Source organism: Streptomyces atratus, from assembly GCF_040655115.1.
Classification (GTDB): domain Bacteria; phylum Actinomycetota; class Actinomycetes; order Streptomycetales; family Streptomycetaceae; genus Streptomyces; species Streptomyces atratus_D.
The window spans coordinates 36,419-57,896 of sequence record NZ_JBFAJH010000001.1; the positions used below are offsets into that span (position 1 = coordinate 36,419).

The window sequence follows — 21,478 nt, forward strand, 5'->3', positions numbered from 1 at the left end:
CATGGCCGAAGCACTGCTGGTCAAGGAGACGGGGGCCGCTGCGGCGGCCCCCGTCTCCGGGGCCTCCTCGTTCCGGCGGCGGCTGCGCGCACGGCACTCCGCCGTCGTGGCGGCCGTCGTCGTCGCCCTGCTGGTCCTGGTCGCGCTCACCGCGCCGCTGCTGGCGGGCATCGAGGGCCAGGACCCCACCACGTACCACGCGAACCTCGTCGACTCCGCCACCGGCGGCGTACCGCTGGGCTCGTTCGGCGGCATCAGCGCCGACCACTGGCTCGGCGTCGAACCGCTCACCGGCCGCGACCTGTTCGCCCGTGTCGTGTACGGGGCCCGGGTCTCGCTCGGCGTCGCGCTGGCCGCGACCCTGCTCCAGGTGATCATCGGCGTGGCCGCCGGTCTCGCCGCCGGACTCGGCAACCGCTTCGTCGACCAGGCGCTCAGCCGCGTCACCGACATCGTCGTCGCCCTGCCCGTCATGGTGATCGCGCTCGGCGCGCTCGCCGTCGTCCCCGCCGACTTCCCGCGCCCCGTGCTGATCGCCGCGATCGTCGGCCTGGTCGGCTGGTCCGGCATCTCCAAGATCGTGCGCGCCCAGACCCTCGCGCTCAAGTCGCTCGACCATGTGGCGGCCGCCCGGCTCAGCGGCTGGGGCGGCGGGCGGATCGCCCGGCGCGAACTGCTGCCCGCGCTCGCCGCACCCGTCATCACGTACGCCGTGCTGCTCTTCCCCGGCAACATCGTCGTCGAAGCGGCGCTGTCCTTCCTCGGCGTCGGCATCAAGCCGCCCACGCCGTCCTGGGGACAGATGCTCAGCGACGCCGACACCTGGTACCAGGCGGCGCCCACCTATCTGCTGATCCCCGCCCTGCTCATCTTCATCACCGTGCTGGCGCTGACCGTCCTCGGCGAGGGCGTACGCAACGCACTCGACCCGCGCGTCGCCTCGCGACTGCGGATCGGCACCGGACGCAGGAAGGAGGCCGGAGCATGACCCGGTTCCTGTTGCGGCGCATCGGCGGGGTGCTGTTCGTGCTCCTCGCCCTCAGCGTCGTCGTCTACGCCGCGTTCTACGTCGCGCCGGGCGACGTCGCGCAGATCGCCTGCGGGCCGCGCTGCTCACCCGCCCAGGTGGCGCAGGTCAGCGACCAGCTCCGGCTCGGCGACCCGCTGTACGTGCAGTACGCGCACTTCCTCCAGGGGATCTTCGTCGGCCGCGACTACTCGACCGGCACCGGGATCCTGCACTGCCAGGCCCCCTGCCTCGGCCGCTCCTACCAGGACGACCAGCAGGTCACCCGGATGATCCTCACCAAGCTCCCGGCCACCGCCTCGCTCGCCATCGGTGCCTTCGTGCTGTGGATCCTGCTCGGCGTCGGCACCGGACTGCTCTCGGTGTGGCGGCGCGGCCGCGCGACCGAGCGGATTCTCACCGGACTGACCCTGGCCGGCATGGCCACGCCCGTCTTCGTCGTCGGTCTGCTGCTGATCATCGTGTTCTGCTCGGCGCTGCAACTGCTGCCGTTTCCCGACTACGTACCGCTCACCGAGAACCCGGAGCAGTGGGCCTGGAACCTGCTGCTGCCCTGGGTGTCGCTGGCGCTGGTCTCCGCCGCTCCGTACGCCCGGATGACCCGGTCGTCCATGCTGGAGACCCTCGCCGAGGACCATGTGCGCACGTTTCGCGCATACGGGGTGAGCGAGCGCGGACTCGTCGGGCGGCATGCGCTGCGCGGCGCGCTCGGCCCCGTGATCGCGCTCGGCGCGCTGGACATCGGCTCGATGTTCGGCGGCGCCGTCCTCACCGAATCGCTGTTCAACATCCCCGGCGTCGGACGTGAACTCGTCGACGCCGTGAGGAACGTCGACCTTCCGGTCGTCGTCGGCCTGGTGCTCGTCACCGGCTTCTTCGTCGTCCTTGCCAATGCCGTCGCGGACATCCTGCAGGCGATGGCCGACCGCCGGGTGGTGCTGTCATGAGCCTCGTCGAGGTCTCCGATCTGACGATCTCCTTCGACGGCGCGGCAGGCGCCCGGGCCGTGGACGGACTCTCCTTCACGCTGGAGGCGGGCGCCGCGCTCGGTGTCGTCGGCGAGTCCGGCTCCGGCAAGAGCGCGTCGGCGTACGCCCTGCTCGGACTTCACCGGGGGACAGGCGCGACCGTCGGCGGCTCGATCCGGGTCGCGGGCGTGGATGTCCAGGCGGCGGACGACGCGGAACTGCGCGCGCTGCGCGGGGCGAAGGCCGCGATGGTCTTCCAGGACCCGCTCTCGTCCCTGGACCCCTACTACGCGGTCGGCGACCAGATCGCCGAGGTGTACCGGGTCCACGCGCGTGCCTCACGGCGGGTGTCGCGGGCACGGGCCGTGGAGGTTCTCGACCGGGTCGGCATCCCCGACGCGGTACGGCGGTCACGGTCCCGGCCGCACGAGTTCTCCGGCGGCATGCGGCAGCGCGCCCTCATCGCGATGGCGCTCGCCTGCGAGCCGCAGCTGCTGATCGCCGACGAACCGACGACCGCGCTGGACGTCACCGTCCAGGCCCAGATCCTCGACCTGCTGCACCACCTGCGCCAGGAAACGGGCATGGGACTGCTGCTGGTCACCCATGACGTGGGCGTCGCGGCGGAGAGCGTCGACGACGTGCTGGTCATGCAGTCGGGCCGGGAGGTGGAGAGCGGGCCGGTCGCCGACGTGCTCGGTGCGCCCCGCCGACCGTACACGCGTGAACTCCTCACCGCGGTCCCGCGGGTGGACGCGAAGCGGGTGTCGCCGATTGCGGCACCGGCCGTGAAGGGCGCGGTGCCGGTCCCGGCGCCGCAGGGTCCGGGCGATGGCGAGCCGCTGCTCGAAGCCGTCGATCTGCGGCGCGAATTCGGGCGCGGCAGCGGCGGGGTCACCGCCGTGGACGGCGTCTCCCTCACCCTCCATCGCGGAGAGACACTCGGCATCGTCGGCGAGAGCGGCAGCGGCAAGACGACGCTCGGCCGGATGCTCGTACGCCTCCTCGACCCGACCGGGGGCCGGCTCCGTTACCGAGGTACGGAGATCGGCTCCCTGTCCGACAAGGCACTGCGGCCGTACCGGCGCGAGCTCCAGATGGTCTTCCAGGACCCCGTCGCCTCGCTCAACCCGCGCCGCTCGATCGGTGAATCCGTCGCCGATCCGCTGCGCGCCGCGGGCGTGCTCGACGACACCCGGATCCGCGGACGCGTCCAGGAACTGCTGGAACGCGTCGGGCTCGACCCCGACCGGTACGACCGCTACCCGCACGAATTCAGCGGCGGACAGCGCCAGCGCGTCGGCATCGCCCGCGCGCTCGCCGCGGACCCCAAGCTGATCGTCTGCGACGAACCGGTCTCCGCGCTCGATGTCACCACCCAGGCGCAGGTCACCGCACTCCTCGCCGAACTCCAGCGAGAACTCGGCCTCGGGCTGGTCTTCATCGCCCATGACCTCGCCGTCGTCCGGCAGGTCAGCGACCGGGTCGCGGTGATGCGGCGGGGCCGGATCGTCGAACAGGGAAGTGCCGACGAGGTGTACGGGGCGCCGCAGGATCCGTACACCAAGCAGCTCCTCGCCGCCGTACCCGCGCTCGATCCGGCGCTCGCGACGGTGCGCCGGGCCGCCCGCAAGGAGATGGCCGCAGCCTGACCCTGCGTAATGAATCGCCCCCATAGCGCGACCAAACGCGAGGGGGGCGGGAAAGTTACGAGGTTTCACCCCTTTCGGTGGCGCGACGGACAACCGTCCGTCGCGCCACCGGCGTATCCGCTTACGGTCGTCCCGCTGCGAGTCGCCATTCCCGAGGCGGCCGTCCACAAGGGAGATCGGGGGTGTGCTCGTGCGGATCGGACTCCTCACCGACGGTGGTTATCCGTATGCGACCGGTGAGTTCAGACTCTGGTGCGACCGTCTGGTGCGCGGGCTGACGCAGCACGAGTTCGACCTCTACGCGCTCAGCCGCTCCGCCGAGCAGGAGGCGCAGGGCTGGGTACAGCTTCCGCCCCAGGTCAGCCGGGTACGGACGGCGCCGCTGTGGACGACCGGCGAGGACATCCTGGGCGGCCACACCCCTAAGGGACTGCGCGCCCGACGGGTGACCGGTGGGGGCGGCCGGCCGTACGGACGGCGCGAACGGCGCCGGTTCACGGCGCACTTCACGGCGCTCGCCACGTCGATCCGCACGGCGGACGCGACGGCGGAGGACGGCGGCGGATCCACGGCCGGCGCCGCCGACGCACAGTTCACCGACGGGCTGTACGGACTCGCCGAACTGGCCCGCGAACACGGCGGACTTCCCGCGGCGCTCCGCTCCGAGACCGCCGTGCGCGTACTGGAAACCGCCTGCCGCGCCCCGGGCACCGGGCGGACCGCCCAGGCCGCGACCGTCCCCGACCTCCTCGCCCTCACCGCGGAACTGGACCGCGTCCTGCGCCCGCTCTCCCTCGACTGGTACGGCGAGGAGAGTCTCGGCGCGGTCGACCTCTGCCACGCGGCGTCCGGCGGGGCAGCGGCCCTGCCCGGGCTGTTGGCCAAACGCTTCTTCGGCATCCCGCTGCTGGTCACCGAGCACGGCGTGCAGTTGCGGGCCCACTACCTCGCAGCGACCTCCACACTGTTCGGTGCGCCGGTGCGCGCCCTGCTTGCCGCGTTCCACGGACGGCTCGCCACCGAGGTGTACCGGCAGGCCGCGCTCATCACCCCCGGCAATACGCACACACGCCGCTGGCAGGAACGGTGCGGCGCCGACCGCGCCAAGCTGCGCACCGTCTACCCCGGCATGGAGGCGGCCCGCTTCGCGGCCCTGGGGGAGAGCGACGACGGGGGCGGCCCCGACACCCTGGTCTGGGTCGGCCGGATCGAGCCGTCCAAGGACCTGATCGCACTGCTGCACGCCTTCGCGGAAGTGCGGAAGGCCGAACCGGACGCCCGCCTGCGGATCGTCGGCGCACCGGCGCCGGGCGCGGAAGGCGCCCTGTACCTCGCACACTGCCGGGCACTTGCCGCCCAGCTCTTCCCCGACGAGGCCGCCGACGCACATGCTGTCGGCGACAACCCGGTCTCCTTCGAGGACATCGGCGGCGCCGAGGTCGCGGACCTCGCCGAGGCGTACGCGGCGGGCGGGGTCGTCGTCCTCTCCAGCGTCGTCGAGGGATTCCCGATCAGTCTGGTCGAGGCGATGTTCTGCGGGCGGGCCACGGTGTCGACGGATGTCGGCGCCGTCGTCGAAGTCATCGGCGGTACGGGTCTTGTGGTGCCCCCGCGCAACCCCAGGGCGCTCGCCGACGCGTGCATCGCGCTGCTGCGCGACCCCGAGCGCCGTGCACGCCTGGGCGCGGCGGCGCGCGCCCGCGCGCTCGAACTCTTCACCGTTGAACAGAACCTCGCGGCATTTCACGGCATGTACCTGGAGATGATCTCCCACTCCCCGGTGCGCAGGGAGGCGGACGGCGCCCCGCGCCCGTTCGCGACGCCGCCCGAGGCTCAGGTCCTGGGCAGCTGGACGGTCCCCGCGCACACCCCGAGCTGGGCCTCCGAGGGCGTGTGCGCGGGTGCGCGCGGGACGGTGGACGGCGATGTGTGAGCAGCAGACGGACAGAAGGACGAGCCGGTCCGGCGGACTCGGCATGGAGCACGGAGGATTTCCCATGGGCGGCCGCCCGACCGAGGCGCTCGACGCATCCGTGACCCCGACGACCGGAAGAAGCTGGGACGCCCGCTCGGAGGCCCGGGTCTCCGAACCCGGGGTCGCGGAGATTCCCGCCCCGGTCCGGGAGCGGTCCGGGCCGGGGACGGGGGCGATGCCGGGCCTTGCGGGGGTGGGACCGCTGCGGGGAGCGCCGGTGGCGGTGAGGGAGCAGTCGCCGCTGAGGGGGGCGGCCGAAGGGCCGGACTCCCTGCGGGATCGGGACCCGGACGTGGATTCGCTGCGGGACCCGGCGCCGGATCGGGACTCGGCGGCGGAGCCGGACGTGACCGGGAGCCCGGCACCCGACCGCCCCGCGACCGGCGTCGAGCCCCTTGACGCCACAGGCTGGGCGCTCACCGGCGCCGGGACCGCCGATGCGCGTGTTGAGCCCGCAGAGTTCGCAAAGCCTGGTGCTGGTGCTGGTGCTGGTGCTGGTGCTGGTGCGGGTGCGGGTGCTGGTGCGGGTGCTGAGGCTGAGGCGTCCGGAGCTGCGCACGGTGCCGGTGCCGTGGCGGAGAGCGGAGGCGCGTCCGACGACGGTGTCCTCGCCGAGGCCGGGACCGGCACACCGCCCGAGGCCGGAGCCGTCGAGCAGGCCGAGCGCCCCGCCGAGCCGGCCGCCTGCGCCCCGGAGGAGGCAGAGAAGAAGACACAGAGCGACACGCCCGCCGAGGTGCGGACGCAGGCGCCGAACCGGACGCACCCCGACCGTGACGACGCACCCGCCCCCACGTCCCGGGCCCCAGAGATCGCGCACACCCGTGCCACCCCCGCGCGCAAGCTCAGTGCCTCCCGGCGAGGGCCCGTCGACCCCGTGAAGACACTCATGCACCGGCACCGTGAACTCTGCGAACGCGCCGTCGACCCGCTGGAGATCGCAGCCGGGCTCGAAGCCCACGGGGTCACCGACCGTACCGCCGCCCGTTACCGGCACCGCGATGTCTTCTCGCTCGCCGAGGAGCTCTACGCGCGGGTGCCCGCCGTGACGGGGGAGCCGGCGCGCGCGATGCCTCCCGCGCCGGTGCGCGACATCGAGACGCGCGCCGCCTGGTCGCTCCTCGCGCTGCTGCCCGGTGCCGCCTGCACCGCGACCGCCGTCGTCCTGAAACTCACCGAAGGAGTGCTCGGCGGCGGGGCGCGGCTCTCCGTGGCCCTCGTCGGGGCGCTCGTCGCGTTTCTCGGGCTCGGCCTCTGCCTGCGGAGCGGCCCCCTGCGTGCCCCGGAGGGCCGCTCCTCGGCGGCAGCCGCTCTGTACGCGGGCTGGCTCCTCGGCTACGTCCTGTACGGCGAGGCGCTGCTCCACCAGGTTCTCAGCGGCGGCCCGGAAGGCCCCTGGGCGCTCACCCCCGCACCCCTGCTGGGGCTCGCGCTCGCCGTCGCCCCCGCCGCCTGGTGCGCGCACCTCTTCTCCGTGCACGCACACCGCAGACTCACCGGCAGCCGCGCACTGGAGGAGTTGGCCGCGGGTGTGCGCCCCCTCCTCTTCGGGACCGTCGCCCTCTTCCTCTGCGTGCTCCCGGGGCTGCTCCGCCTCGCCCAGCTCGGGTACGGAGGCGGCGGCAGCCTTGTCGCGGCGGCCGCACTCGGCGTACTCCTCCTGCTCGCCCGGATGCTGACCGTCCACGGCTTCCCGGAACCCGCCACCACCGGACTCGCCGCCGCCTGCGCCGTCGAAGCGGCCGCCCCGGCCCTGATCCTGGCCGGGCGGCTGCCCGGTCTCCATGTCCTCGCCCGCCCCGTCGACGTGGTCGTCGAGGCGGGCGGCACCGGAGCCGTACCCGCCATCGCCTGCGGCGCAGCCGCGCTCGGCCTGTTGATCCACGCCACCGTCGCCCTCTCCCGGGCGTCCGCCCACACCACCGCGTGAACCGCGATGAAGAGCCACTCCCTGAACGACCCCCGCGGAGCCGACGCCGCGGGTCCCTGACCCATGGCGCCTGCCTTTGAACCCGACCGGCACGTACCGCTCGCCCACCTCCCCAAGGAGACACCGGACATGACCCCCCAATCCCCCGCACCGGCAGCCCGCCGTCGGCACGAAGGGGGCACCCGATGAGGGTTCTGCTGCTCGGAGCCAACGGGTTCCTCGGCCGGTTCGTGGCCGACCGGCTGCTCGCCGACCCAGCCGTGCACCTCACCGCGCTCGGCCGCGGCGACGACGCCGACGTACGGTTCGACCTCGCGGGCGGCTCCCCCGGAGCACTCACCCGCTTCCTGGACGCCGTCCACCCCGGCGTCGTCGTCAACTGTGCGGGCGCCACCCGCGGCGGCGCCCGCGACCTGACCCGGCACAACACCGTCGCCGTCGCCACCGTCTGCGAGGCGATGCGGCGCAGCGGCTGCAGCGCCCGCCTCGTCCAGGTGGGCTGCTCCTCGGAGTACGGGCCCTCGCAGCCAGGCTCCTCGACGGCGGAGGACGCCGTCCCGCGCCCGGGTGGCCCGTACGGCGTCTCCAAGCTCGCCGCCACCGAACTCGTTGTCGGATCCGGCCTCGACGCGGTCGTGCTGAGGGTCTTCTCGCCGGTCGGCCCCGGCACCCCGGCGGGCTCCCCGCTGGGCCGGCTCGCCGAGGCGATGCGCCGCGCCATGCAGTCCGGCGACGGCGAACTGAAGCTCAGCGGCCTCGGGGTGCAGCGTGACTTCGTCGACGTACGGGACGTCGCCCGCGCCGTGCACGCCGCCTCGCTCTCCGCCGCGCAGGGCGTCGTCAACATCGGCACCGGCCGTGCCGTACGGCTCCGGGACGCCGCCGCCGTGCTCGCCAAGGTCGCGGGCTACCCGGGTGCGCTGCACGAGCTGGACACGCCCCCGGCGCGGATGTCCATCGGCGCCCCCCGCACCTCCCCCGAGTCCGTCATCGAACACCTCTCGGCGACCCCTTCCCCGTACCCCGACGGCTGCGGCGCCTGGCAGCAGGCCGATGTCCGCACCGCCCGCGACCGGCTCGGCTGGCGGCCCCGGATCAACCTGGAGGAGTCCCTCGCCGACATCTGGATGGAGGCGGCATGCCGCATCTGACCAGCGCCGGAACGGTACGCAGGACCGACGGCGCCGAGCAGCTCGGCTTCGGCGTCCCCGGTTACGCGCATCCGCTGCTCGCCCCCACCGAATGGGCCGAACTGACCCGCCCCGGTACGCCCCTGCACTGGGCGGTCCTCAACATCGACACCGGTCCCGGCACCCTGCCCGACCCGCACTGTCTGGAAGCCGCGGGCCGGCTCCGCAACGCCCGGGAGCGGGCCCTGCACGGCGAGACCCCGCAGGACACCGCCCGGGCGGGTGGCGGCCGGCTGCTGGGCCACCTCGACCTGGCCCACGGCGACCGTCCGTTCGACGAGCTGATCACCGACGCGCAGTCCTTCCTCGACTGGTACCGCGTCGACGGCTTCTACCTGGACCGGTGCCCGGCCGACCGCGCCGACCTCCCGGCGGTCCGCCGCCTCACCGGCACGCTCGCCACGCTCCTCGAGGACGGGCTGCTGGTGCTCGGGCACGGGACCCATCCGTATCCCGGTTACGCCGAGACCGCCGACCAGTTGGTCACCTTCTCCGGGGCCTGGACCGACTACCGCTGGTCGCAGGTGGCGGAGTGGACCGCCGCCTACCCGCCGGGACGCTTCGCCCACTTCGTGCACGGTGTTCCGCGCACTCACCTCGACGAGGCCATGCGCATCGCCCGCTGGCAGGGCGCGGGCACGATCTTCTTCACCGACCGCACCCTGCGGAGGGGCAGCAGGGGACAAAGCGATCCATTCGCGGCGCTGCCCGGGTACTGGGACGAAATCGTCTCGCGGATCGGACCTGGTATCTCGGAATGAGAGGGGGCGTGGCAGTGTTACGGCAAGAACAACCGTACGTAGATGAAGTACGTAGAAACCGACCACCTGCATTGTTGAGGTTCCTGTGTCGCTGCCACCCCTGGTCGAGCCAGCTGCTGAGCTCACCGTCGACGAGGTCCGCAGGTACTCCCGCCACCTGATCATCCCGGATGTCGGGATGGACGGGCAGAAGCGGCTGAAGAACGCGAAGGTGCTCTGTGTGGGCGCCGGCGGTCTCGGCTCGCCGGCTCTGATGTACCTGGCCGCGGCCGGTGTCGGCACGCTCGGCATCGTGGAGTTCGACGAGGTCGACGAGTCGAACCTGCAGCGCCAGATCATCCACAGCCAGTCGGACATCGGCCGGTCCAAGGCGGAGTCCGCCAAGGACTCGGTCCTCGGCATCAACCCGTACGTGAACGTGATCCTTCACGAAGAGCGGCTCGAGGCCGAGAACGTGATGGAGATCTTCTCCCAGTACGACCTGATCGTGGACGGCACGGACAACTTCGCCACCCGCTATCTCGTCAACGACGCCGCGGTACTGCTGAACAAGCCGTACGTGTGGGGTTCGATCTACCGCTTCGACGGCCAGGCCTCCGTCTTCTGGTCCGAGCACGGTCCCTGCTACCGCTGCCTCTACCCGGAGCCGCCGCCCCCCGGCATGGTCCCGTCCTGCGCCGAGGGCGGCGTGCTGGGCGTGCTCTGCGCGTCCATCGGCTCCATCCAGGTCACCGAGGCCATCAAGCTGCTCGCCGGTGTGGGCGACCCGCTGGTCGGCCGGCTGATGATCTATGACGCCCTGGAGATGCAGTACCGCCAGGTCAAGGTCCGCAAGGACCCCGACTGCGCGGTCTGCGGCGAGAACGCGACCGTCACCGAGCTCATCGACTACGAGGCCTTCTGCGGCGTCGTGTCCGAGGAGGCCCAGGAGGCGGCGCTCGGCTCCACGATCACTCCGAAGCAGCTCAAGGAATGGATCGACGCGGACGAGAAGATCGAGATCATCGACGTCCGTGAGCCGAACGAGTTCGAGATCGTCTCCATCCCCGGCGCGAGGCTGATTCCGAAGAACGAGTTCCTGATGGGCAACGCCCTCCAGGACCTCCCGCAGGACAAGCGCATCGTCCTGCACTGCAAGACCGGTGTCCGCAGCGCCGAGGTCCTCGCGGTCCTCAAGTCGGCGGGCTTCGCCGACGCGGTGCACGTCGGTGGCGGCGTGATCGGCTGGGTCAACCAGATCGAGCCCGAGAAGCCGGTGTACTAGAGGCGAAAATCTTCGCAGGGGCCGGTCCGCGTCATGCGGGCCGGCCCCTTCTCCTTTCACTCCGTCACGAACACGTCGTGCCGTCCGCCGGGACCTTCCCGTCCAGGAAGTACGCGTCCACCGTCGACGTCACACAGCTGCCCACACCGTACGAGCCGTGGCCCTCGCCCTTGTTGGTGAGCATGATGCCGACGCCCTTGCCCAACTCGTCCGCCATCCTCTGCGCACCCTCGTAAGGCGTCGCCGGGTCGCCGGTCGTGCCGATGACGAGGATCGGACCGGCGCCCGGAGCGCTCGCGTCCGGGGTGTCCAGCTCACCCTTCACCGGCCAGTCCGAACACCAGCCGGCCGTGTCCCACGCCAGGAACGGGCCGAAGACCGGGGACAGCTTCCGGAACTCGGGCAGCAGGGCCCTGGCTTCCGCGGCCGTCGGCCGGAGGCTGCTGTCCGCGCAGGAGATGGCGCGCTGCGAGTGGTTCTGGGTGTCGTAGTGCCCCTTCTCGTCACGACCGTTGTACTGGTCGGCCAGCTGCAGCAGCAGATTGCCGGTGCCCCGCTTCTCCGCCTCGTCCAGCGCGTTCGTCAGGACGGGCCAGCTGCTCTTGGAGTAGAGCGGCAGCACGATGCCGGTGACCGCCATCGCCTCGTTGAGCTCGCGGCCCGAACCGGTCGGCAGCGGCTTGCTGTCGATCCGCTCCAGCATCCGGGCGATGCGCTGCGTGCCGGCCTTCGGGTCCTGGCCGCGGTCCTTGAAGTAGTTCTCCAGGGCCCGCTGGAAGCCGGTCGTCTGGTTGCGGGCGTGCCCGATCGTGTCGGCGGTGGGGTCGACGACCGCGTCGAGGACCGTGCGTCCCACGTTCTTCGGGAAGAGGTGCGCGTACGTCCCGCCGAGCTCCGTACCGTACGAGATGCCGAAGTACGTCATCTTCCTGTCGCCGAGAACCTGACGGATCAGGTCCAGGTCCCGGGCGGCGTTCGTCGTACCGACGTACGGCAGGACCTTGCCTGAACGGCGCTCGCAGCCGGCGCCGAAGTCCGCGCCGTCCTTCATGAAGGCCGCTTCCTCCACCGCCGTGTCCGGAGTCATGTCGACCTTCCGGTTGGCGTCCTCCTGCTCCCGGTCGGTGCGGCAGTTCACGCCGGCGCTGGCCGCGACCCCGCGCGGGTCGAAACTCACCAGGTCGTAGCGGGTGTTGAGCTTCCCGTACGAACCGGCGGCGCGCGGCAGTATCGAGACGCCGGAACCGCCGGGGCCGCCGAAGTTGAACAGCATCGAGCCGATCCGTCGGCCCTTGTCCCGGGCCTCCTTGCGGATCAGCGCAATCCCGATCGTGCTGCCGTCCGGCTTCGCGTAGTTCAACGGCACCTCGACCGTCGCGCACCGCCAGTCGGAGCCGGGCGCGGTGCCGCCCGCAGGCGCCTTGCACCGGTTCCAGTCCGGGCGCTGGGAGGTGAGGGACGCGGGCACGGCGGGCAGGGCCGGCTTCCCGTCCGAGGCCTTGGACGATCCGGTGGACGAGGGTGCGGCGCCGACGCTCGGCTTGTCGTCCGACGCCGGGTCCGTACCCCCGCCGCAGCCCGCGAGTACCCCCGTGAACAGCAGTGCGGCTGCGGCCAGCGCTCCGGCGCGTGCATGGTGGACCACGTGTACGTCCCTCCCCTTGCTGCGTGTGCGTACGGCATGCGGCGGCAGGCCGGGGCCCGTGAGCCCGGCGTGATCCGGAAGGGGGCCCTGGGCGCCGCCGCCGACAGCTTCAGCGGCAGACGGTACCGGCAGCCGGGACCGTGCCGTCCAGCAGGTAGCTGCCCACCGTCTTCTTCACACAGGCGTTGCCGCTGTTGTACGCGCCGTGCCCCTGGCCCTCGTAGGTCATCTGCACCCCGACGCCCTGGCCCAGCGCGTCCGCCATCGCCTTTGCGCCCTTGTACGGGGTCGCCGGGTCGCCCGTGTTGCCGATGACCAGGATGGGGGCCGCGCCGGGAGCGCTGACGTCCGGGGTCTCCCACGCACCCGCGACCGGCCAGCCGGTGCACTGCACCAGACCCCAGCCCAGATAGTCGCCGAAGACCGGCGACGCCTTCTGGAACTCAGGGATCAGCGCCCTCGTCCCGTCGAGGGTGAACCGCTGCTTGGAGTCGGCGCAGTTGACAGCCGTGTTGGCGGCCGTCGAGTTGTCGTACCGGCCGTTCTGGGAACGGCCGTTCAGCGAGTCGGCGAGGGCCAGGAGCAGTGCGCCGTTCCCGCCGTCCGCCTCGTCGATCCCCTGTTCCAGCAGCGACCAGGTCTCCCTGGAGTAGAGCGAGGCCGCGATTCCGGTGGTGGCCTGGGACTGCGTCAGCTGCCGGGAGCCGAGCCCCTGGATGGGCTGCTTCTCAAGCCGGTCGAGAAGTTCGGCGATCCCCTGCTCGACCTCCTTGCCAGTGGTACCGGGAAGCTTGCAGGCGGCGCCGCGGTCCGCGCAGTTCTGGGTGAAGTTGTCCAGCGCCAGCTGGAAGCCCTTCGCCTGGCCGAGGGAGGTCTGCTGGTAGTCCTCGGTCGGGTCGACGACCCCGTCGAGCACCGCCCTGCCGACCTTCTCCGGGAACAGGTGTGCGTAGACGCCTCCCAGTTCGGTGCCGTACGAGATGCCGAAGTAATACAGCTTCTCGTCGCCGAGCACCTGGCGCATCAGATCCATGTCGCGGGCGGAGTCGGTGGTGCCGACGTAGGGGAGGTCGGAGCCGGAGTTCTTCTCGCAGGCCGCGGCGAACTTCTTCTGCCCGTTGAGGAGGGCCTTCTCCTCGGCGGGGTCGTCCGGGGTGGCGTCGCTCTGGAAGCGCGCGTCGAGCTGTTTGTCGTTCTCGCACTCCACCCCTGCGCTGCGGCCGACCCCGCGCGGATCGAAGCTCACCAGGTCGTAACGGGTGCGGAGGTTGGCGTAGGTGGCGCCGAAGGCGGGCAGCGTGGCCACGCCGGAGGCGCCGGGGCCGCCGAAGTTGAAGATGAGGGAGCCGATGCGCTTGTTCTGGTTGACGGCCTTGGCGCGGATGAGCTCCAGCGCGATCGTGTGGCCGTTCGGCTTCGCGTAATCGAGCGGGACCTTCATGAAGGAGCACTCCCAGACGGCGCCGCCGGGGAGCGGGGTCGGGGCGGTTCCGCCGCCCTGCGCCGTGGACGGTGCCTGGCAGGGCTTCCATGTCAGCTTCTGGGAGGCCAGGTCGGCCGATCCGGATGCGTCGGCGGCGTTCGCCGCGTGCGGAGAGTTCTTCGTACGGTCCGTACCGGTGGCCTCGTTGCCGCTGTTGTCCGAACAGGCGGTGAGGGGCAGCAGAACGGTGGCGGTGGCCGCGAGGGCCGCGGCGCGCAGGGCAGGGGAGGTCCTCATCGCCCCATCGTGCGACGGCGTGCGGGGCGGCGCGCGGGACACCGGTCCAAGTGGGTGGCCCCAGGGCACCCGGGTACGGGGTCGACCCGAGGCAGGAGGCGTGGGGGATTCTCCCCGGTGGGCGGTTCCACAGGATGGCGGCGGCGTGTCAGAGGGCGCCCTTGCGGGTGAGGTGGTTGAAGCAGAGCCAGCCGGGCAGAACCGGCAGCCACAGGGTCATCAGGCGGAACAGCAGCACGGCGGGCGCCGCGACCTCCTTCGGCAGACCGACCGCGATCAGCCCCAGCGTCAGCGCGCCCTCGACCGCGCCCATACCGCCCGGCGTCGGCGCCGCCGACCCCAGTGCGTTGCCGGCGAGGAAGACCACCGCGATGCTCGCGTAGCTGAGCTGCGGCACGTCGGGACCGCTGAACGCCCGGATCGACGCGTCCAGGCACATCACGAACAGGCCGGTCAGCAGCAGCATGCCGCCGATACCGGTGAACAGCTTCTGCGGACGCTGCACGACGTCGAGCATGCGCGGTACGACCCCGGCGAACAGCGACCGGAGGCGGGTCACCACGAACTTCCGCAGGAACGGGATCGCGGTCACCACCAGGACCAGCACAGCGACCGTCAGCAGCCCGGCGATCACCGTCCTGGACGGGGTGAGCGACGACGGAGTCTTCTCGGTCCCGGTCAGATATCCGAACGCGGCCAGCAGCAGGATGTGGCAGCCGAGCCCGAACAGCTGCGAGGCGCCGACACTCGCGACGGCGAGCCCCGGGCGTACCCCGGAACGCTGCAGGAACCGCGTGTTCAGCGCCACACCGCCGACCGCGGGCGGCGCGACGATCTTCACGAACGAACCGGCCACCTGTGCCAGCACGGTCTTGCCGAACGGCACCCGCTCCGGCACGAACCCCAGCAGGCTCATCGCCGCCGCGATGTAACTGAGTGCCGAGAACCCGAGCGCCGCCGCCACCCAGCCCCACTCCGCCTGCTCGACGACCGCACCGAAGTCGGCTTCCGTGACCTGCGAGATCAGGAAGTACGCGGCGATCGCACCGGCGATGAAGCTGAGCAGCGTGCGCGGTTTGATCCGCTCCAGCCGGACCGGTTCCACGGGCGCCTGCGGCCGGATCAGCAGCACCTGGCGGCGCATCTGGGTCAGCAGATCCTCCTCCCGGGCCTCGTCCAGGGCATCGTCTATCGCCCGCTTCTCCGCCCGCTTGTCCGCGCGCTTCTCCGCCTGCTTCTCGTTGCGGAGAACCTTGCGGTCGGCAGGGGCCGACGCCTGCGCCTCCTGGGCCCTGGCGAGCTTTGCCGCGTCCGACGCCGCGATCACCGCCTCGCGCTCGCGCTGCGACCGCTCACGGGCCAGCCTGCGCAGCGCCGCCCGGGTGGAGCGGCTGAGGGCGATCGGCTGGAGCAGCGGCAGACAGTCCGCCACGGCATCGGGGCCGAGGACCTCGAGCGCCGCCGCGACGGCCCGCTCGGCGCCCACCCGCAGACCGGTGGTGGTGAGCAGCTGCGCGATGTCCATCCGCAGCACCAGATCACCGGCAGCGATCTCACCGCCGCGCAGATCGGTCACGAACACCGTGCCGGCACGGTCCACCAGGATCGCGTCGCCGGTGAGCCTGCGATGCGCGATCCGCCGGGACTGGAGTGCCTTCACCTGACGCCAGGCGCCGCGCACCAGGTCGTCGGTGATCTCCACGTCCTCCAGCGCGTCGAGGGAGCGCCCGCCGATGTGCTCGTACACCAGCATCACGGCGTCGGGACCGAGCTCCGAGGTGGCGATCAGCTTGGGAGCGTTGGCCCCGGCGGCGATCGCCGCGTACGCGAGCAGCGCCTCCTGCTCCAGGGCCTGGCGCAGCGACTGGATGGACCGGCGCTGGGTGATGCCGCGCAGGGTGAGTCTGCGCCACACCCGGTAGAAGAAGCCCTGTGCCTGCTGTTCCCGGTCGACGACCGTCACATCCAGCGGTGGACCGTCCTCCAGGGAGACCAGATAGCGGCGGCCCCGGTCGCTCGGGTCGCCGGAGTCGGGAGTGTCCTCGGCGCGCATCGCGGTGACCGGGCGGAAGCCGACGTGACGCAGACCGGCCATCAGATGCTGACCGGTCGGCCGGACGTTCGGCGAGCCGACCGTGTACAGCGTGCCGTAGGCGACGGTCCAGCCGATCAGCACGGTGAGGACGATCGAGAACGGGGTCGTGTAGCCGCCCACCAGCATGGCGAAGGCGTCGAGCAGCAGCACCACCCACAGCACGACCCGCCAGCGCGGCCGTCTCGCCATTCCGACCGCCGTCATGTAGGCGATCACGGGGGCGAGATAGCCGTGTACGGGATCGGTGAGCGCGGCACCTGGCTGCGGCTGGGTAAGGGCGTCCTGAATGGTGCCGGGGGCGGACTTGGCGACCCAGAGGTCGGTGGCGAGCGTCACCCCGTGGGCGAGGACGGCGGCGAGGACACCGTCCGCGATCCGCAGCCCGTCACGTTTGATCAGCCGCTCGATGGCGAAGGCGACGGGCACCAGCAGCACCGCGATGCTGGAGACCAGGCCGGCGAGCTTGATCAGGACGTCGGGCGCCTGGTCCGTGCCCTTGTTGATGTCGTGTTCGAGACCGGTGGTCGTGCCGTGGGCGAACGCGGCGACGGAGAACAGGACGGCGATCGCCAGGACACCGACGAGGAGCCGCATGAGGTCGGAGGGGCGGTGCACCCGGGCGGGGAGCAGGGGTTCGTCACCGGAGACCCGGTCGGCCTGTTCGGCCTCGGCGGCGGTCGAGAGGGTGGAGCCGACCAGATGGTGCGGGGCGGGTTCCCGCTCCTCGCGCTTCCGCGCCGGCCCCTGCTGCTTCCGCTGCTTTCCCGGGCGCCGTTCGGCGTCAGAGGCGTCGGCCGCCTTCGGTGGCTGCACGCCCTGCTCCTTCGTCGCCTCTGATTGGTCTTCGTGGTCTCGTATCACCGGTCACCGCCCGCATGATGGTGGCACGGCCCGGGGACAGAGGGGGGTATCAGGGTGCATTGCACGGTCGCGCGATGCGCAAGATACGCCCCTTTTCTCTTGCGTGCACCCTCGGTGAATGCACGGCTACGCGCCCTTCGGCCGGGGACCGGGCCGGACTGTCGGTGGCGTACGGCACCATGGGCCGGATGAGCCAACACCGGACGAGCGGCGACGAGGCGTGGGGCGACCGGGCGCCCGACGCGTCGCCGGAGTACGACGCACTGCCGGAGTACGCGGAGCGCGTGCTCGATGTCGCCGACCTGATCCCGCCCGGCCGCGTCATGACGTACGGCGATGTCGCGGAGTGGCTGGGGGAGGGCGGCCCGCGCCAGGTCGGCCGGGTCATGGCGCTGTACGGCGCCGCGGCGCCGTGGTGGCGGGTGGTGCGGGCCGACGGGACGCTGCTGCCAGGTCACGAACTGCGGGCGCTGGACCACTACCTCGAGGAGAGCACCCCGCTGCGCGAGGCCCCGCGCAGCGCGGAGGGCCACCTGCCGCGCCTCGACATGAAGCGCGCGCGGTGGGACGGCGCGACCGGCGGTGACGGGGGCGCCGGCCAGGAGGGGGACCAGGACGGGGTCGGGGGAGCTCACACCTGACAGCTTCCGCCATTCGGCCCCATGACGGGCAGAGCCGGGCCCGTTCGACGGACGAGAAAACCTGCGTGACCTGCCGTGCGACGCGGAACGTGACGTTCGACGCAGTGGACCCGCCGCATCCCACGCCCCCGCTGGCGTAGCGTCGACAGTTCGCGGCAGGCACCCCCGCCCCCTCACCATCAGCACACCCCCCAGGACCGGCGATCCACGTGAGCTCCTCCTCCTTCACCCGGCACAGTCCGCACCGTCAGGCACGGCAGGGGGTCCCCCCACGCCCGCAGGGGCGTAGGGGGAGGACCACGGGCGCGTACCGGCTGGTGCGTACCCGGCCGGGTTCCGTGGTCCCCCCCGTTCTGGACGCAGCGCAACAGACGGTGGTTGATCACCCCGGCGGCCCGCTGCTGGTCCTCGCCGGACCTGGCACCGGCAAGACGACCACGCTCGTCGAAGCGGTCGCCGCCCGCGTCGCCAGGGGCGGCGACCCGGCCCGCATCCTGGTCCTCACGTTCAGCCGCAAGGCGGCGGTGGAGCTGCGCGACCGGATGGCTGCCCGGCTCGGCGCCGCCCGCGGCCCGCAGGCCACCACGTTCCACTCCTTCTGCTACGCACTGGTCCGCGCCCATCAGGACGCCGACCTCTTCGCCGAACCGCTGCGGCTGCTCTCCGGACCCGAGCAGGACGTCACCGTCCGCGATCTCCTCGCCGGCCAGCTCGAACTGGAGCAGGAGGGCATCGCGCACATCCGCTGGCCGGACGAGCTGCGGGCCTGTCTGACCACGCGTGGCTTCGCCGACGAGGTACGCGCGGTGCTCGCCCGCAGCCGCGAGCTGGGCCTCGGCCCGGATGCCCTCGCCGACTTCGCGCGCCGCACCGGCCGCCCGGACTGGGGTGCGGCCGCCGCGTTCCTCGCCGAGTACCTGGACGTGCTCGACGCGCAGGGGGTGCTGGACTACGCGGAGCTGGTCCACCGGGCGGTGCTCCTCGCCGAGCGCCCCGAGGTCTCGGCGGCGCTGACCGGGGCGTACGACGCGGTGTTCGTCGACGAGTACCAGGACACGGACCCGGCGCAGGTGCGGCTGCTGCACGCGCTGGCCGGCAACCGCGGGAGGGCGTCAGGGTCCGGCGACGGCCGGGACCTGATCGCGTTCGGCGACCCGGACCAGTCGATCTACACGTTCCGGGGCGCCGACGTGAACGGCATTCTCGACTTCCCGGAGACGTTCCGACGGGCGGACGGCTCCCCGGCCCCGGTCGGCGTCCTCACCACGTCGCGCCGCTCCGGCGCGCAGCTGCTGGCCGCCACCCGGCTGCTCACCCGCCGGATGCCGCTGACCCGGCTGCCGTCGGCGAAGGTCCGCGCCCACCGGGAGCTCGCCGCGGTACGCGAGGGCGGGCGCGTCGAGACGTACACCTACCCGACCGCCTCCACCGAGCTGGACAACATCGCCGACCTGCTGCGCCGCGCCCACCTGGAGGACGGCGTGCCATGGAACGAGATGGCGGTGCTGGTACGTGCCGGCGGCCGCACGATCCCCTCGGTGCGTCGCGCTCTGACGTCGGCGGGCGTGCCCCTGGAGGTCGACGGCGACGACCTCCCGCTGCGCCACGAACCCGCGGTGGCCCCGCTCCTCACCGCTCTCCGCACGGTCGCCACGGCCGCGCTGCACCGCACGACGGCCGCGGCGCCGACGACCGCGGACGACGGCGTCGCCCCCGCGTCCGAGGAGCCCGCCGCTCGCCGGCTCGACACCGAGACCGCACTCACCCTCCTCACCTCCCCGCTCGGGTCCATGGACGCCGCCGATCTGCGGCGGCTCGGCCGGGCGCTGCGCGACGAGGAGCGGGCCGCGGGGAACCGGGTACCGCCGTCCTCGGGCGAGCTGCTGGCCCGCGCGCTCGCCGAACCGGAACGCCTCGTCGCACACGACCCCGCGTACGCCCGCGGTGCACAGCGCCTCGGCGCGCTGCTGCGCAAGGCACGCGAACTCCTCGAAGGCGGCGGCACCGCCGAAGAGGCCCTGTGGGAGCTGTGGGCGGGTACCCCCTGGCCGGGGCGGCTCGAACGCGCCGCGCTGCGCGGCGGCGCGGGCGGCCGCAACGCCGACCGCGATCTCGACGCCGTCTGCGCGCTCTTCGACACCGCGGCCCGCGCCGAGGAACGCACCGGCGGCCGCGGCGCGCTCAACTTCCTCGAAGAGATCGACGCCCAGGACATCGCCGCCGACACCCTCTCCAAGCGGGTCGGACGCCCGGACGCCGTGCGGCTGATGACCGCGCACCGCTCGAAGGGGCTCGAGTGGCGGCTGGTCGTCGTCGCCGGGGTGCAGGAGGGGCTCTGGCCGGACCTGCGCCGCCGCGGCTCGCTGCTCGAAGCGGACCGGATCGGTCGTGACGGCCTGGCCGAACCGCTCACCCCGGGCGCCCTCCTCGCCGAGGAACGACGCCTCTTCTACGTGGCGGCGACCCGCGCCCGCGAACGACTGATCGTCACCGCGGTGAAGGCCCCCGCCGACGACGGCGACCAGCCGTCCCGCTTCCTCACCGAACTGGGCGTCGAAACGCGCGACGTCACCGGACGCCCGCGCCGACCGCTGGCCGTCGCCGCGCTCGTCGCCGAGCTGCGCGCCACCACCGTCGACCCCGACGCCTCCGACGCCCTGCGCGACGAGGCCGCCCGCCGGCTGGCCCGGCTGGCCGCGCTCACGGACGACGACGGGCAGCCGCTCGTACCGTCGGCCCATCCGTACCGCTGGTGGGGGCTGTACGAGCCGACCCGCTCGACCGTCCCGCTCCGTGACCGGGACCACCCCGTGGCGCTCTCCGGCAGCGCACTCGACCAGCTGGCCAACACCTGCGCCCTGCAATGGTTCCTCGGCCGCGAGGTGAAGGCGGACGCCCCGGCGACGGCCGCACAGGGCTTCGGCAACGTCGTGCACGTACTCGCCGACGAGGTCGCCTCCGGCCGTACCCCCGCCGACCTGGCGGTCCTGATGGAGCGACTCGACTCGGTCTGGGACGGGCTGGTCTTCGACGCCCCCTGGAAGTCGCAGCAGGAGAAGGAACAGGCGAGGGTCGCCCTCGAACGCTTCCTGCGCTGGCACGTCATGGACCGCACCGGCCGCACCCCCGCCGCGAGCGAGCACGACTTCGACGTGACGCTCGAAGCGGGAGAGTACGAGGTACGGATCCGCGGCTCCATGGACCGTGTCGAACGGGACGCCGACGGCCGGGCGTACGTCGTCGACTTCAAGACCGGCAAGCAGTCCCCGACGAAGGACGAGGTCGCCCGCCATCCCCAGCTCGCCGTGTACCAGCTGGCCGTCCGGGAAGGGGCGGTCGACGAGATCTTCGACGGTCACCGCCCCGCCCCCGGTGGCGCCGAACTCGTCCAGCTGCGGCAGCCCGCCCCCAAGAAGGAGGGCGGCGATGCCCTTCCCAAGGTGCAGGCCCAGGAGCCGCCCACCACCGAGTGGGTCTCCGACCTGCTGGCCACGGCCGCGGGCCGGGTCCTGGACGAACGCTTCACACCCACGACCGGCCAGCACTGCACCCACTGCGCGTTCCGGGCCTCGTGCAGCGCACAGCCGGAGGGCCGCCACATCCTCGAGTGACTCTTTCGGAGTTTCTCCCCATGGTTGAGGGTGACCATGACGTCGATGTCGATGCGGGCGGACCGGGCCGGTGCCCGAGCTGTGCCGTGCGAGACAGTGGTGCGCGTGGCCGAATCATGGACTTTCGACAGTGACACA

The 21,478-nt window shown here is 72.3% G+C and carries 13 protein-coding genes; 10 read left to right on the forward strand and 3 right to left on the reverse strand.

Annotated elements, in window-relative coordinates; genetic code table 11:
• Position 1: 1 nt before the first annotated feature.
• The 8 genes from AB0I23_RS00205 to moeZ all read left to right on the forward strand — a co-directional run bounded on the left by AB0I23_RS00205 (position 2) and on the right by moeZ (position 10,767).
• The gene (locus AB0I23_RS00205) at positions 2 to 988 is read left to right on the forward strand and encodes an ABC transporter permease (protein ID WP_359105248.1); all 987 of its coding nucleotides are present in this window, start codon (positions 2 to 4) and stop codon (positions 986 to 988) included.
• On the forward strand, positions 985 to 1,974 hold the full coding sequence (locus AB0I23_RS00210) for an ABC transporter permease (RefSeq protein WP_359105251.1): 990 nt from the start codon (positions 985 to 987) through the stop codon (positions 1,972 to 1,974). Before AB0I23_RS00205 ends, AB0I23_RS00210 begins: the two co-directional genes overlap by 4 nt.
• On the forward strand, positions 1,971 to 3,647 hold the full coding sequence (locus AB0I23_RS00215) for an ABC transporter ATP-binding protein (RefSeq protein ID WP_359105254.1): 1,677 nt from the start codon (positions 1,971 to 1,973) through the stop codon (positions 3,645 to 3,647). Before AB0I23_RS00210 ends, AB0I23_RS00215 begins: the two co-directional genes overlap by 4 nt.
• Positions 3,648 to 3,837: 190 nt before the next feature.
• Positions 3,838 to 5,580, forward strand: a complete 1,743-nt coding sequence (locus AB0I23_RS00220; protein WP_359106210.1) for a DUF3492 domain-containing protein — start codon at positions 3,838 to 3,840, stop codon at positions 5,578 to 5,580.
• Between the two features lie 613 nt (positions 5,581 to 6,193).
• The gene (locus tag AB0I23_RS00225) at positions 6,194 to 7,552 is read left to right on the forward strand and encodes a hypothetical protein (protein WP_359105257.1); all 1,359 of its coding nucleotides are present in this window, start codon (positions 6,194 to 6,196) and stop codon (positions 7,550 to 7,552) included.
• A 185-nt stretch (positions 7,553 to 7,737) separates the two neighbouring features.
• On the forward strand, positions 7,738 to 8,703 hold the full coding sequence (locus AB0I23_RS00230; protein ID WP_359105260.1) for an NAD-dependent epimerase/dehydratase family protein: 966 nt from the start codon (positions 7,738 to 7,740) through the stop codon (positions 8,701 to 8,703).
• Positions 8,691 to 9,503 (forward strand): spherulation-specific family 4 protein, encoded by an 813-nt coding sequence (locus AB0I23_RS00235; protein WP_359105263.1) that lies wholly within the window; start codon positions 8,691 to 8,693, stop codon positions 9,501 to 9,503. Before AB0I23_RS00230 ends, AB0I23_RS00235 begins: the two co-directional genes overlap by 13 nt.
• 85 nt (positions 9,504 to 9,588) lie before the next feature.
• Positions 9,589 to 10,767, forward strand: coding sequence for an adenylyltransferase/sulfurtransferase MoeZ (gene moeZ, locus AB0I23_RS00240; protein ID WP_359105266.1), 1,179 nt, complete (start codon positions 9,589 to 9,591; stop codon positions 10,765 to 10,767).
• A gap of 64 nt (positions 10,768 to 10,831) precedes the next feature.
• On the opposite strand, the gene AB0I23_RS00245 is transcribed toward moeZ, so the two are convergent.
• The 3 genes from AB0I23_RS00245 to AB0I23_RS00255 all read right to left on the reverse strand — a co-directional run bounded on the left by AB0I23_RS00245 (position 10,832) and on the right by AB0I23_RS00255 (position 17,040).
• Positions 10,832 to 12,412 (reverse strand): alpha/beta hydrolase, encoded by a 1,581-nt coding sequence (locus AB0I23_RS00245; protein ID WP_359105268.1) that lies wholly within the window; start codon positions 12,410 to 12,412, stop codon positions 10,832 to 10,834.
• A gap of 109 nt (positions 12,413 to 12,521) precedes the next feature.
• On the reverse strand, positions 12,522 to 14,132 hold the full coding sequence (locus tag AB0I23_RS00250) for an alpha/beta hydrolase (protein WP_359105271.1): 1,611 nt from the start codon (positions 14,130 to 14,132) through the stop codon (positions 12,522 to 12,524).
• A gap of 148 nt (positions 14,133 to 14,280) precedes the next feature.
• Positions 14,281 to 17,040 carry a lysylphosphatidylglycerol synthase domain-containing protein gene (locus AB0I23_RS00255; protein ID WP_359105274.1) on the reverse strand — a complete coding sequence of 920 codons (2,760 nt, stop codon included), beginning with the start codon at positions 17,038 to 17,040 and terminating at the stop codon, positions 14,281 to 14,283.
• 236 nt (positions 17,041 to 17,276) lie between these two features.
• On the opposite strand from AB0I23_RS00255, the gene AB0I23_RS00260 reads away from it, so the two are divergent.
• Positions 17,277 to 17,729 carry an MGMT family protein gene (locus AB0I23_RS00260; RefSeq protein WP_359105277.1) on the forward strand — a complete coding sequence of 151 codons (453 nt, stop codon included), beginning with the start codon at positions 17,277 to 17,279 and terminating at the stop codon, positions 17,727 to 17,729.
• Positions 17,730 to 17,938: 209 nt separating this feature from the next.
• Positions 17,939 to 21,340 (forward strand): ATP-dependent helicase, encoded by a 3,402-nt coding sequence (locus AB0I23_RS00265; RefSeq protein ID WP_359105280.1) that lies wholly within the window; start codon positions 17,939 to 17,941, stop codon positions 21,338 to 21,340.
• Positions 21,341 to 21,478 lie beyond the last annotated feature (138 nt).